13 protein-coding genes are annotated in these 14,234 nt (G+C 37.9%); 12 read left to right on the plus strand and 1 reads right to left on the minus strand.

Annotated elements, in window-relative coordinates; genetic code table 11:
* Positions 1 to 141 precede the first annotated feature (141 nt).
* The 7 genes from yfmF to B9O19_RS09275 all read left to right on the plus strand — a co-directional run bounded on the left by yfmF (position 142) and on the right by B9O19_RS09275 (position 8,668).
* A complete protein-coding gene (yfmF, locus tag B9O19_RS09245) occupies positions 142 to 1,416 on the plus strand; it encodes an EF-P 5-aminopentanol modification-associated protein YfmF (protein WP_158648971.1) in 1,275 nt (424 codons plus the stop codon).
* Entirely contained in the window at positions 1,416 to 2,735 is a 1,320-nt protein-coding gene (gene yfmH, locus B9O19_RS09250) for an EF-P 5-aminopentanol modification-associated protein YfmH (protein ID WP_245862915.1), read from the plus strand. Before yfmF ends, yfmH begins: the two co-directional genes overlap by 1 nt.
* Positions 2,735 to 3,616, plus strand: a complete 882-nt coding sequence (lgt, locus tag B9O19_RS09255; protein ID WP_245862916.1) for a prolipoprotein diacylglyceryl transferase — start codon at positions 2,735 to 2,737, stop codon at positions 3,614 to 3,616. Before yfmH ends, lgt begins: the two co-directional genes overlap by 1 nt.
* Before the next feature lie 55 nt (positions 3,617 to 3,671).
* The gene (locus B9O19_RS09260; RefSeq protein WP_154058654.1) at positions 3,672 to 3,809 is read left to right on the plus strand and encodes a Spo0E family sporulation regulatory protein-aspartic acid phosphatase; all 138 of its coding nucleotides are present in this window, start codon (positions 3,672 to 3,674) and stop codon (positions 3,807 to 3,809) included.
* Positions 3,810 to 4,213: 404 nt separating this feature from the next.
* On the plus strand, positions 4,214 to 4,480 hold the full coding sequence (locus B9O19_RS09265; protein WP_102366149.1) for a TM1266 family iron-only hydrogenase system putative regulator: 267 nt from the start codon (positions 4,214 to 4,216) through the stop codon (positions 4,478 to 4,480).
* Between the two features lie 32 nt (positions 4,481 to 4,512).
* Positions 4,513 to 5,943 carry a [FeFe] hydrogenase H-cluster radical SAM maturase HydG gene (gene hydG / locus B9O19_RS09270; RefSeq protein WP_102366150.1) on the plus strand — a complete coding sequence of 477 codons (1,431 nt, stop codon included), beginning with the start codon at positions 4,513 to 4,515 and terminating at the stop codon, positions 5,941 to 5,943.
* A gap of 979 nt (positions 5,944 to 6,922) precedes the next feature.
* A complete protein-coding gene (locus B9O19_RS09275) occupies positions 6,923 to 8,668 on the plus strand; it encodes an FUSC family protein (protein WP_102366151.1) in 1,746 nt (581 codons plus the stop codon).
* Positions 8,669 to 8,671: 3 nt separating this feature from the next.
* On the opposite strand, the gene B9O19_RS09280 is transcribed toward B9O19_RS09275, so the two are convergent.
* Positions 8,672 to 9,343, minus strand: a complete 672-nt coding sequence (locus B9O19_RS09280) for a nitroreductase family protein (RefSeq protein ID WP_102366152.1) — start codon at positions 9,341 to 9,343, stop codon at positions 8,672 to 8,674.
* Positions 9,344 to 9,604: 261 nt separating this feature from the next.
* Here B9O19_RS09280 and recA point away from each other — a divergent pair, with 261 nt between their 5' ends.
* The 5 genes from recA to plsX all read left to right on the plus strand — a co-directional run bounded on the left by recA (position 9,605) and on the right by plsX (position 14,213).
* Positions 9,605 to 10,669, plus strand: coding sequence for a recombinase RecA (gene recA, locus B9O19_RS09285; protein ID WP_102366153.1), 1,065 nt, complete (start codon positions 9,605 to 9,607; stop codon positions 10,667 to 10,669).
* Positions 10,670 to 10,706: 37 nt separating this feature from the next.
* Complete coding sequence (locus B9O19_RS09290) at positions 10,707 to 11,180, plus strand: regulatory protein RecX (RefSeq protein WP_102366154.1); 474 nt, start codon at positions 10,707 to 10,709, stop codon at positions 11,178 to 11,180.
* 25 nt (positions 11,181 to 11,205) lie between these two features.
* Positions 11,206 to 12,528 (plus strand): 30S ribosomal protein S12 methylthiotransferase RimO, encoded by a 1,323-nt coding sequence (rimO, locus tag B9O19_RS09295; RefSeq protein WP_306560393.1) that lies wholly within the window; start codon positions 11,206 to 11,208, stop codon positions 12,526 to 12,528.
* A 46-nt stretch (positions 12,529 to 12,574) separates the two neighbouring features.
* Positions 12,575 to 13,141, plus strand: a complete 567-nt coding sequence (gene pgsA, locus B9O19_RS09300) for a CDP-diacylglycerol--glycerol-3-phosphate 3-phosphatidyltransferase (RefSeq protein WP_102366155.1) — start codon at positions 12,575 to 12,577, stop codon at positions 13,139 to 13,141.
* 82 nt (positions 13,142 to 13,223) lie between these two features.
* The gene (gene plsX, locus B9O19_RS09305) at positions 13,224 to 14,213 is read left to right on the plus strand and encodes a phosphate acyltransferase PlsX (protein ID WP_102366156.1); all 990 of its coding nucleotides are present in this window, start codon (positions 13,224 to 13,226) and stop codon (positions 14,211 to 14,213) included.
* Positions 14,214 to 14,234 lie beyond the last annotated feature (21 nt).

Consider the following 14,234-nt stretch of genomic DNA (forward strand, 5'->3'; position numbering starts at 1 on the left):
TAAAAAAAGGTGATATAATATAAGTTAAGCTCTGTACTTATTTTAGGAAAATTCTGGATGGTGCAGAGGTATATTTATTTTGTGAAACATGTAAATTCAGAGTATTATTCAACTTAAATTTATATATAGAGGATGAAGAGAATGATTCAGCATATTAAAAACGGTGTGGATTTCAGATTAATTCCGGCACAAAAGTTTAAAACAAATGTTATCAGTGTTTTCTTTAATATTCCGCTTTCAAAAAGCACGGTGACAAAAGCGGCTTTGCTGCCGTCTGTCATGAAAAGAGGAACAGAAAAGCACAAAACCATGAATGAGATATCAAAATACCTCGACGAATTGTACAGCGCAACTTTGCGTGCCGGTATCAGGAGCAAGGGCGACGGCGAGGTTATATACTTCACTGTTGAGTATATAAGGGATAAATTTATAGGTGAGAACCTGACACAAAAGATTGTGGACTTGCTGAAAGAATTTATATTCTGTCCGCTTGCAGGCGATGATGGTTTTGTTGAAGAGTATCTAAACGGAGAAAAAGAAAATTTAAAGAATGCTATTGAGGGGCTTATAAACGATAAAAAGGAATATGTTGAGGTTAAGTGCCGTGAAGCTATGTTCGGAGGCGAGGGTTACGGTATGTTTGAAGCCGGTTTTGCTGAAGAACTGCCGAATATTACCTCCAAAAACTTATATGAGTTTTATAAGCATATTATAAACGATACAAAAGTCGATATTTTTGCCAGCGGAGATTTTTCGGACGAAACTGTGGAAATGCTGAAGACGGAGCTCGCCGGAGAATTTGAGCCTAGAGATTCAGGCTATGTTAAGACTAAAATCGCTGTTCCGGAAGGAAAAGAAATAAACAGAATAGTTGAGGAAATAGCAGTTGTTCAGAGTAAGCTTTGTATTGGGTTAAAGTGTGGTATAGAACCTACAAGCAAAGAATATTATGCGCTTATGCTCGGCGGATGTATTTTCGGCGGCAGTCCGTTTTCAAAACTGTTTACCAACGTTCGTGAAAAATTGAGCCTTGCATATTATGCTTCTGTGAGAACAGAGAGGTTTAAGAGCACAATGTTTATCAGCAGCGGCATTGAAACTGACAAATATCAGGCGGCCTATGACGAGATACTGGTTCAGTTTAATAAAATGAAAAGCGGTGATATAACTGACAGCGAGGTAGTGAATTCAAAGCTGTATCTGACTAATGGTTTCAACTCCATGAAAGACGGTTTGAGAACAATGGAAGACTATTATTTATCTCAGGCGATTATGGATAATAAGGGCGAGATAGACGACCTGATAGAAATGACCAATAAGGTTACTAAAGAAGAAATTGTTGAAGCTTTCAACAAGGTAGAGATAGATACTGTGTATTTTCTTAAAGGCTGTGCAAGTGACGGAGGTGACGAATAATGGGAGGATACAATATTGAAAGACTGTATAGCGAGAACTTAGACGAGGAAATGCTTTTTGCAACGCACAGCAGCGGGCTTAGAGTTTATGTGTTCCCGAAAAAGGGGTTCAGTAAATATTACGCTATTTATGGAACGGACTATGGATCAACCGATAGAGAGTTTGTTGTTCCGGGAGAGAATCAGACCACTGTAGTGCCTGACGGAATAGCTCATTTTCTTGAGCACAAGATGTTTGAACAGCCTGACGGCAGCAACGCATTTGACAGTTTTGCGCTGACAGGGGCTTCCAGCAATGCGTTTACAAGTTTTGACCTGACAGCTTATTTGTTCAGCTGTACTGATAAGTTTTATGAGAATTTGGATATTTTAATTGATTTTGTAAATCATCCGTATTTTACTAAGGAAAATGTTGAGAAAGAACAAGGAATAATAGGTCAGGAAATAAAAATGTATGACGACGATCCTGGCTGGAGGGTGTTTTTTAACACGCTTACCGCGCTTTTTCATAATAACCCTGTAAAAATAGATATTGCCGGAACTGTTGATAGTATTGCTGAGATTGACGATGACGTTTTATATAAATGCTATAATACTTTTTACAATCCCGGAAATATGATTTTGGTGCTGGCAGGAGATATAGAAATTCAAAAGGTTTTAGAGAGCCTTGATAAGCATATCAGCTCCGACAGAAATTTGGGAATCATTGAAAGACCTAAAATTGCTGAGCCGGAAAGCCGTGTGAAAGAGTTTACTGAGCAGAAGCTGGTTGTATCTCAACCAATGTTTCAGATAGGATTTAAGGATATAACTCCTTTTAACGGCGGAGAAGAGCTTTTGTGCCGTGAAATTTCAACAGATATAATTTTGGATATACTGTTCGGAAAGAGCAGTGATTTCTATATGGAATTATACAGCGATGGATTGATAGACAGCAGTTTTGGGGCTGAAACCGAGCTGGAAAAGCGCTATGGCTTCACAATGATCGGCGGAGAATCCAAAGACCCTAAAGAGGTCTACAGAAGAGTTAAGGAGCATATTAAGAAAGCGCAGGATACGGGACTAAGTCATGATGAAATAGAAAGGGCTAAAAAGGTTGCAAAGGCTTCGCTTATTAAAGTGTTTAACAGTATTGAGGCTATGGGAAATTCATTTATCCGGCTTCTGCTTAAAGGGGTTAATCCACTTGAGTATGCGGCGGCTATAGACTCCGTTCCCGATGTGGCGGTAAACGAGCGCCTTAAAAACCACTTTGATTTGTCAAACTGTGTTTTGTCAACAATTTTGCCGGACGATAGCCAAAATGAGGGGGAGAAATAATGGTAAACAATATTTCTTTCCCCAATTTGGGGCTTAATTTCAGCATAAACCGTGCGGCTTTCAGTATAGGAAATGTTAATATCTACTGGTATGGGCTTATAATAGCGCTGGGAATGATTATTGCTCTTGCTTACGGCATACGCGAATTTAAAAGGTGCGGATTAAAGCAGGACGACCTTTTAAATATGTTTTTGATTTGCGTGCCGGTTGCTATAATATGTGCAAGACTTTATTATGTTATTTTCAGCTTTGACCAATACCGGGACAATCTGCTGAGTATTTTTGATATTAGGAACGGCGGTATAGCAGTTTATGGAAGTTTAATAGGCGCCGGTATTGTGGTGCTTGTATATTGTCTGAAAAAGAAAATAAATTTGGGAGCGGTTTTGGATATTCTTGCTGTCGGATTTTTGATAGGACAGGCAGTAGGGCGCTGGGGCAATTTTGTAAACGGTGAAGCATTTGGAACGGCTACAACACTGCCTTGGGCGATGACGATTGCGTCCGACGGGGTTACATATGCGGAGTCTGTGCACCCTACTTTTCTTTATGAATCATTGTGGGATTTAGCCGGGGTTATCATACTTCTTGTTTACAGAAAACATAAAGGGTTTAACGGAGAGATATTTTTAGGCTACATTCTTTGGTATGGTATTGGAAGATTTTGGATAGAGGGGCTTAGAACCGATTCGCTATACCTAGGTCCGCTTAGAATTTCTCAGGTTGTTGCTCTTATGTCAGTTTTCTTGGGGCTTGCAGGAATAGCCGCCGGGCGGTTTTTAAAACACAAGAATATCAAAATCAGCGTTGGAAAACCGAAAGGGATTGAAAAGAGCAGTCTTGAAGAACCTAAAGACGATAATGATGACATAGATGAGTAATATTGTTTACGTTAAAAATTATTTTATTTATATTATTTTATGGGAGGATTATATTATGGAACAGGATATTCAAGTATTGAGACAGCGGATGGCTGAGTTGGTTAAAAATGAGAACCTGAAATATGATGATATATATAAAATGAAACTTGAGATGGATGATATAATCGACAAATACTATTTTGAACAGATATAACAAAAGTGGCTGAAAACTTTCAAAGCAGCTGAACATTGCAAATAATATAATACCAGTAAAAATTCTATGTTCGGCGTTTATATTTTGACAGGGATGCTGACTGAAGTATTTGAAGATTATTAATTACGATAACGTCAAAAATACTTGACAGGAACCGTGTAAGTATTTTTAAATGATTTCCTATTGACCTGTTGAGACTAATATGTTAAACTTGTATTAAGATAGTTATTCGTTCTGACCACAAGGGTTTGCCCGCGTGAAAAGGCGAAGGATAAATGGCTGTCATGCGTTTGTATGACAAGTTTACGTGCGTGCATGGGCGCCTTTTTTGAATAAATCAAATAGGTGACAGAATCCTTTCGCTTTGCGGGAGGATTTTTTATTTTGTAAAGAGGGTGATTAAAATGGAAAATGTAAAAAAACTTGAAGATACAAGGATAGCGCTTGTTGGAATTATTGTAGAAAATCTTGATATCACTGATAAAATAAATCGTATAATCCATGATTACAGTGATTATATAGTCGGGAGAATGGGTATACCGTATAAAAACCGCGGTGTGGCTATTATAAGTCTTGTAATTGACGCCCCGGTGAATATAATTTCATCCTTGTCGGGCAAGCTGGGGATGCTTGATGACGTATCTGTCAAGGTTCAGTATACAAAAGTATAAAACACAGTAAATTTTTATAAGGAGATAATATTATGGAAAACTATAAGTATGATGTGAAGTCATCAAAGGCAGAGGAATTTATTAATGACGGAGAGATAAACGATACGCTGAAATATGCCTCAGAAAATAAGACAAACAGAACGCTGATTAAATCAATAATTGAAAAAGCAAGGGAAAGAAAGGGACTGAATCACAGGGAAGCCGCTGTTCTTTTGGATTGTGAACTGGAGGACTTAAACCAGGAGATGTTTGAGTTAGCCAGGGAGATAAAACAAAAGATATATGGAAACCGCATAGTTATGTTTGCTCCGCTGTATCTTTCAAATTATTGCGTTAACGGTTGTGTATACTGCCCGTATCATGCAAAAAATAAAACCATATGCCGCAAAAAACTGACACAGGAACAAGTGAGAGCGGAAACGATAGCGCTGCAGGATATGGGTCACAAGCGTTTGGCTTTGGAGGCCGGAGAGGATCCGGTCAACAATCCGCTTGAATATATACTGGAATGTATAGACACCATCTACAGCATAAAACACAAAAATGGTGCTATACGCAGAGTTAATGTGAATATAGCGGCGACTACTGTTGAAAATTATAAGAGGCTGAAAGACGCCGGAATAGGCACATACATATTGTTTCAGGAAACGTATAACAAAGAAAATTACCTGAATCTTCATCCCACCGGTCCTAAACATGATTATGCTTATCATACTGAGGCTATGGACAGAGCTATGCAGGGAGGTATTGATGACGTGGGCTGCGGCGTGCTGTTCGGATTAAATTTGTACAGATATGACTTTGTTGGTCTTCTAATGCATGCCGAGCATCTTGAGGCAGCTTTTGGGGTAGGTCCGCACACTATCAGTGTTCCGAGAATCTGTCCGGCTGATGATATTGACGTTGAAGATTTTTCAAACGCTGTTTCAGATGAGATATTCCAAAAGATAATTGCTGTTATTCGAATTGCAGTACCATATACCGGTATGATTATTTCAACCAGAGAGAGCCAAAAGAGCCGTGAAAAAGCCCTGCAGCTTGGAATTTCACAAATAAGCGGAGCGTCAAGCACCAGCGTTGGGGGATATGTGGAGAAAGAAACTGACGAAAATAACACTGCCCAATTTGACAGAAGCGATACGAGAACACTGGATGAGGTTCTTAACTGGCTGTTGGAGCTTGGATATATACCCAGCTTCTGTACTGCCTGTTATCGTCAGGGCAGAACAGGAGACCGTTTTATGCCTTTGGCAAAATCGGGAGCTATACAGAATTGCTGTCAGCCTAACGCACTTTTGACGCTTAAAGAGTATCTTGAGGATTATGCTTCAAAAGATACCAAAATAAAAGGCGACAAAGTTATTGCCGCTGAAGTTAAGAAAATTCCAAATGATAAGGTTAGAGAAACAACTATTGATTATTTGGATAAGATTGTTCATGGAAGCCGAGATTTTAGATTTTAAATTATAAACAGCCGCATTTCGAGATTGCTTTAAAAGTTGGAATAAAAATCGAGCTTTTGAAGTTAGTTCATTTGCGGCTGTTTTTTGTATTTTATAATAAAAATAGCGTGTTAATGGAGAAGTGTTACTGTGTGCTTTCAAATATATTATATGCACGGACTTTTTTTATTAAACCTGAAGTGTTAGTAACCCCAATTGAGGTGTGAATATGTAAAATGTTAACTTATTCCGACAAATCTGCTTCAACATTAATATATAATTAAAGCAGATTTTTTGCTGGTAAGACACGCATCCTAGGTAAGTTTTAAAATTTACTCTATGTTCATATCACACGCTCACCTATATATGCTAAGTGTGTGATGACAATTATAGTATACAGAATTTTGTTAAGGTTTTTTATTCAATATCAAAAACTACTTAGTTGTGATGATATACATCCTTCTATTTTCATCTTGAATCTGTGCTTCAAGATGAAAAGCCTTGAACTTTTCCGTTGACTTTGTAAATTGCAGTTAATAAAGATTTCTCGAATTCCGGTTGATTACTTATAGAAAAACTGAGTTTTCGGTATAAATAAATACACAAAAATCAGGATTTTCAGTGAACCTCGGAAGGGCAAACGTAGTTTGCCGCGTTAGGTGGGCTATTATCTGAAAACGCAGTGTTCAATGCTATATACTTTCCAGGTTAAAAAATCTTTATTGCGTTACGTGAAAAAATAAAATTATTCTGTTAACAAATATAAATATAATAAAAAACAAAGATATTTTATATAAATCGAAAAATATTTATACCGTCATAAAAAATGTGTGTATGTCAATCCTATTTTATTGTTTATTTTGTTTTTTAAATCCCATTGCTTTTTTAGAATTATGTTATTATAATATTATATGAAGGCTGAATCTTTTCATCATTGAAAAAGGTTTGGTTTTTCATTTTAGTTTAACAAATGTTTGTTAGACGAGGAAAGAGGATGAATATGGGAAAGGATTTTATTATAGAAAATTTAAAAAACGCTGGAAAAAATATTAAAGAAAATTTTAAATCTTATACATTGGATTTTATTTTTATAGTGTTGTTTATATCAGTGTTTCAAACAGTATTTGGTCAGGAAAATAATATAGTCGGAGTTATATTAACTATATTGATGGCTTCATCAATGATGAGAGATTTGACTTCTACGCCTTTAAAACATTTAGTGATTCAATCTTCGGTTTTGGTGGCTATGGCGGTTTCTGCCTGTTTGGTAGTGATTCTTAACCCGTGGATTGCTCTTATAATTAATTTTATTATGATAACGATAATATTATATTCTTTTACATATGAGTACGCTAGTAATCTATATTTTCCATATATTTTATCCTACTTGTTTATGATTTTTATTGGACCTGTTACCTTGGAACAGCTGCCGAAACGTGTTTTGAGTATGCTGGCGGGCGCTCTGTGTATAATGGTATATCAGTTTGTCAAAGGAAGAAAACGGGTTGTTGATACAACGAGGGATTCGCTGACTGTAATAATAGACGAGGCTTTGGTTTGTACTCAGTGTTTAATTGACGGAGCCGGTAAACCGGCAGATTTAGAAGAGGTCCGCAAAAATTTGTATAAGCTTTGTAAAATGGTCTATGAGCGCAGAAAAAGGGTTTTATGTGTGTCTGACGCCAACTTTGCCATGATAGACAGTGCCAGGGGATTAGAAAATCTAATATTGGTTTTATATGAAATGACCGGTCCGATAACGCCTGACAGAATTGAGATTTTAAAGAAAGTTAAAGAAAAACTTAAGGAATTCCGTGCATTTGTGCAGCGTGAAGTGAATTGCTTAAAAGATATGGATTTCTCTGATTTTGCCGGAAGTAATTCTTCAGTGGAGATTGAGGAAATTTTTAGGTGCGTAGAATATATAGCTATACATTTAAAACGAATGACAGATCCTAAACGTCGGGTTAAATACCGCCGAACTGTTTTATCATTTGCGGTGCGTTTAAAAGCGGCATTAAATCTGAGTCCTGTTCGTGTTGTGTATGCGCTTAGGGTTGCAGTTTTGCTCTCAGCGGCGACTTTAATAGTGCAGCTTTTGGGACTGCCCCATGGAAAGTGGCTTTTGTTTACTATTGCCTCAGTTTCTTTGCCATATGCTGATGATGTTGGGAAAAAGGCGAGACAGCGTTTTACAGCAAGCGTTATCGGATGTGTAATAGGTATGGCCTCATATGCTTTAGTTCCGTCAGCTGTCGGGCGTACAGCTCTCATGATGTTTTCGGGATATATCAGTTACTATTTTTCGGGTTATACCGGAACATTTGCGTGTTCAACAATCGGCGCTTTGGGCGGGGCTGTCTTTATGAACGGTTTTGGCTGGTATGACGTTGGGAGCATGGCTGTGGTTCGAATAGTGTATATTGCAGTAGGAATTCTAGCAGCAGTGGCAGCAAACCGTTTGATATTGCCATTTAGAAGGTCTGCTGCAACAAAACAGCTCTGGAAGAAGTATGAGAATACGGTTAAACTTCTTACGGTGATATGTGAAAGTGACGATGCAGATACACAATTGTATTACAGTTTAGTAATACAGTCGCACCTGCTTGAGGAAAAACTGTTGGAGAATGCTATTAATGAAAATTGGAATGGTATTGATAATATGCTTAGCGAGTGCCGAGCTTTGGTGCGCAGCGCTCACAGGAAAAATTCTTTTGGTACTTTGATTGCAAATAATCTCAGCTAGTTATTATATAAACTTCCAATTTTTATTTATACTATTGGCGGCGGTTTCAAAGTGATATTTTAGAATTCCCAAATCGATTTTTGAGTAAGCGCCGCCAAAAGACTTAACGCTGACTTCTAAATCATTGAGTGAAAAGAAAAATTTTTGCCGGTTCATTGCTGTTGGTGCCAGCATAGCGGAATTTACTCCTGCTAAAAACCAGTCGGGGATGTTTTCATTATAATCGCAGACTTTTTCTATGGGTTTGTTTTTATGCGGTTTCCCTTGGGTCTGACCATAGCCTAGAGTGATTACGCAGACCAGTTTTTCACCGTCTCCGGCAGTATAGCTGCTTTTCTTTTTCTTATATGTTGCAGCTACCCAGCAGGTATTAAGACCCAGCTGTTGAGCTTTCAGCACTAAGTGTTCTCCGTAATAACCTATTTTTTCATCAAGATTAACATCTGATTTGCTCACCATGGCAAAATAGTTTGTAACATTTTTGAACATGCCGTAGTGTGCCGTAAAACCACTGAAAGCTTCCGGTTCATTAGTAATCAGCTGTATATTGAGATTGCTTTTGTGATTGCAAACTTCTACCTCAGACTTTAGTTCCTCTATAATATTATTTGGGATAATTTGATTAGTATATTTTCTAACTGAATGACGGTTATTTATTGCTTCTGAAATATTCATGAATATTACCTCCTTTAGCCAATTATACACATATAAAAATGAATAGTCAAAATAATTTTTTATAGGATAAAATATGATTTTGTCAAATGGACAGATTATTTGGTGTTTTTGTTGTTACAATTGAACAACATATAGAAATGTTCATAAAAAATCGCTTGACATGAATTTAACGGTAACTTATAATACTATCATTAGATAAATTCACATAAAGATAAATACCATATAACCTATATGGTGTATTATAGAAATGAGGAAAATGTAATGAATGAAGAAAAGAAAAAAGCTCTTGACCTTGCACTGAGTCATATTGAAAAACAATATGGATCCGGCGCTGTAATGCGTCTTGGAGAAAAGCCTGATGCAAATGTTGAGGCAATCCCTACCGGGGCTTTGTCACTTGATATTGCATTGGGAATCGGCGGAATACCCAGAGGCAGGATTATTGAAATATATGGACCTGAATCGTCAGGTAAGACAACTGTTGCCCTGCATGTGGTAGCACAAGTGCAGAAAATGGGCGGAGAAGCAGCGTTTATAGACGCCGAACATGCTCTTGACCCTATTTATGCTGAGGCTTTGGGAGTTCAGACCGATGATTTGATAGTATCACAGCCGGATACCGGAGAACAGGCTTTAGAAATAACCGAACAGCTTGTAAGAAGCGGTGCGGTTGATGTAATAGTTATTGACTCTGTTGCAGCGCTTGTTCCTAAAGCAGAAATTGAAGGGCTTATGGGTGATTCTCATGTGGGGCTCCAGGCAAGACTGATGTCTCAGGCTCTCAGAAAGCTGGCAGGTATTATTTCGAAGTCTAATACAACTGCAATTTTTATAAATCAGCTGCGTGAAAAAGTTGGGGTTATGTTTGGCAATCCTGAGACTACTACCGGCGGACGTGCGCTGAAATTCTATGCTTCCGTAAGGCTCGATGTCAGACGTATCGAAAGTCTTAAAGGCGACGGCGGAGTTATAGGAAACAGAACAAGAATAAAAGTAGTTAAAAATAAGGTTGCTCCGCCGTTTAAAGAAGCTGAATTTGATATTATGTATGGTGAGGGAATATCAAGAGAAGGAAATATACTTGACGTTGCCGTTGATATGGATATAGTTAAAAAGAGCGGCTCGTGGTTCAGTTATAATGAGGAAAGGCTGGGACAGGGACGTGAAACTGTTAAGTCTATTTTAAAGGATAATCCTGAGCTTGCTGATGAGATAGAAAATAAGATTCGTGAAAGCGCCGGACTGCCTATGATTGGAGAAGAGGCGGAGAGCATGTTTGACGAAAAGCCTGTTGCAGGATTAGAAAAACCAAAGAAGAAAAAATAAATTGTTTTGAATACTTCTATTTAGGTAAGTGATAAAAATGATGGATGAGATATTAAAAGGGAAAAAACTTGCTATGAGATTTCTCGCTTCAAGAATGTATACCTCAAGAGAAATCTTTGATAAACTGCGCCGTAAAGGCTATAGTTCAGAATTGGCGGAGAGTATAGTAAGTGAACTTATCAGTGAAGGTTTTTTAGATGACAAACATTATGCTGACTGTTATATTGCTGATGGTGTAAACATAGGATACAAGGGGACTTTTCGTATCAGGCAGGAACTCTTGCGCAAAGGCGTATCGTCTTCAATAATTGACCGCGCGTTTGATGAGGCTGATGTTGACCCGGAGAATGCCTTGCGTGAATTTGTAAAGCAAAGGCTGCAGGTTGCTGATATTACTACAAGAAAAGAGTATGAAAAATTCAGAACCATGCTGGCACGCCGAGGCTTTTCGCTCAGTGAGATAAGAACCGTTTTGGATGAGTTAGATATAGAGTTTTACTTAGAGGATTAGATTGAAATTTAAGGAGAAAGCCGATTTGAAAAAAATATCTATGGCGTCGCTCGGATGCTCAAAAAATCAGATAGACAGCGAACAAATGCTGTCAATACTTGAAGAAGCCGGTTATGAGATTTGTGAGAATGAAGAGGATGCAAATATCATAATCGTTAATACATGCACATTTATTGAGGATGCTCAGCGAGAATCGATTGACTGTATTCTTGAGCTTTCACAATACAAAAATTCCGGCAATGCTGAATTATTGATAGTAACCGGCTGTCTTGCGCAGCGGTATAAGGAGCAGATATTATCTGAGATACCCGAGGTTGACGCGGTTATAGGAACTAACGAGTATGACAGAATAGCCGAGGTTATAGAAAGCTGCCTGAACGAAGACGATAAACCTGTTAAATGTTCGGAGAAGCCGCTTCTTTGTGAGCACGAAAGGGTTCGTACCACCCCTGGATATACAGCTTTTTTAAAGATAGCCGAGGGCTGTGATAACCGTTGTACATATTGTGTTATACCATCTATCCGCGGAAATTACAGAAGCCGTAAAGTTGAGGACATTTTAGATGAAGCTCATAAAATGGCTAAGGACGGAGTTAAAGAAATTATTGTAATAGCTCAGGACACAACTAGATATGGTATTGATATTTATGATGAATATGCCCTTCCGAAACTTCTCAGAGAGCTTTGCAGGATAGACGGAATAGAATGGGTGAGGATTCATTATTGTTATCCGGAGCTTGTGACTGATGAGCTGATTGATGTTATAGCAGAAGAAAACAAAATTTGTAATTATCTTGATATACCTATTCAGCATATAAATGATAAAATTTTAAAGCGGATGGGACGAAGAACAGATAAGGAACAAATAGTTACTTTGTTGAGTAAGCTTAGGAGGAGAATACCCGATATAGTTATAAGAACATCTCTTATCGTTGGATTTCCGGGAGAGAGCGAGTCTGACTTTTTGGAGCTGAATGAGTTTGTTGAAAAAGCTGAATTTGACAGGCTCGGCGTATTTACTTATTCGAGAGAAGAGGATACGCCTGCATATAATCTTCCTGACCAGGTTGATGAAGAAGAAAAAGTGCGCCGCCAAGAAATGATAATGTTTACGCAGGCAGAAATAGACGATATGAAGAATCAGAACAAAATCGGAAGTATTGTCAAAGTGCTTGTTGAAGGGCGTGATGAAATAATAAAAAGTTATTACGGCAGAACTTATGCAGATTCCATGGAGATAGACGGAAAAGTGTTTTTTAAATCGGGAAGAAAGCTTAATGAAGGCGATTTTGTTGATGTTAAAGTTGAACAGGCAATGGATATGGATTTATTTGGATCTGAGGTATAACTTGTGCAATTAATGATTTATAAAATTGTTTTTTGGAGGAAATAATATGAACTTACCTAATAAATTAACTTTGCTTAGAGTGATACTGATACCATTGTTTATGATTTTATTCTTGAGCTGCGGCACTGTTGGTTTATATTTAGCCTTGGTGACTTTTATTTTGGCGGCTGTGACTGATTTTTTTGATGGTCAAATAGCCAGAAGAACAAACAGCGTTACAACATTTGGAAAACTTATGGATCCAATGGCGGATAAACTTTTGACACTGGGAGCATTAGTTTGTTTTTTGGCTGCAGATGTGCCTTATATAAACGCATGGGTTTTGATAATAATTATTGCAAGAGAATTGATTGTAACTGGTATGCGTATGCTGGCTCTTGAACAAAACAGGGTTATTTCAGCCAGCTTCTTTGGAAAGCTTAAAACTGTTTCACAATTTGCAATGATTATTGTGGTGCTGATAAATCAAATAGTAATGGTTGGAAAAGATCCATTGCAGGGGGGATTCGGCAATTTTCTTGTAATGATATTGGTTATAATCTCTGTAGTGCTGACTGTTCTTTCAGGGATAGATTATGTATATAAAAACAGGGAATTGTTAACGTTTAAGTAACGGGGATGTTACATGAATGTAACATGTATTGAAATTTTGAGAGTTTTATATTAATGTGTTAGCGATAGATAGGAATGAGAATATGAATATAATAGTAGACGCGATGGGCGGAGACAACGCCCCGGAAGAAATTGTAAAGGGCTGTATAATGGCAGCAAATGATTTTGGTGAAATTATTACACTGGTAGGAAAAAAGGATATAATCAGCGAACATTTAAAAAAGGCCGGATATAACGGAGATAGGATAAAGATACAAAATGCTGAGGAAGTAATAAGCGGAGACGATGAGCCGACTACCGCGATAAGACAGAAAAAGGATTCGTCTTTAAGGGTTGGGCTTGATATGCTCCATAAAGGTCAGGGAGACGTTATGGTCAGTGCCGGGAACACCGGGGCTTTGATAACCGGAGCCACTCTGATAGTCAAAAGGATAAAGGGAGTAAGACGCGTGGCTTTGGCGCCTCTAATGCCGGCTGAAACAGGCTGTTTTTTGTTGGTCGACGGAGGAGCTAATGTTGAGTCAAGCGCGGCATTCTTAAAACAGTTTGCAATAATGGGTTCTATATATATGGAGAAAATTATGCATATTAAGAATCCAAGAGTAGGATTAGTTAATATAGGTTCTGAAGAAGAAAAGGGAACCGAGGATGTTACAGAAGCAAACAGGCTTTTGAAAGAAATACCGATAAACTATACTGGATATATTGAGGGCCGTGAAATTCCATGCGGAGCGGTTGACGTTGTAGTGTGTGATGGATTTACAGGAAATGTAATTTTAAAGTTTATGGAAGGTATGGGAATAGTAATAAAACGAATGTTGAAGGGTATTTTTTTCAAAAACCTTAAAACTAAGATTGCGGCTCTTATGGTTAAGGGCGGAATTAATGAGCTTGGTAAAACTCTTGATTATACTGAATACGGTGGAGCTCCGCTTTTAGGATGTACAAAGCCGGTAGTAAAGGCGCATGGGAGTTCTAATGCGAAAGCGTTTTATCATGCAATCAGACAGTCTATAGATATGGTGAACAATAATCTAGTGGACACTATTTCTGAAAATATAAATAAATATTGATTTAAAGGGATGGATTGATGC

This window comes from Monoglobus pectinilyticus (assembly GCF_002874775.1).
Classification (GTDB): Bacteria; Bacillota; Clostridia; order Monoglobales; family Monoglobaceae; genus Monoglobus; species Monoglobus pectinilyticus.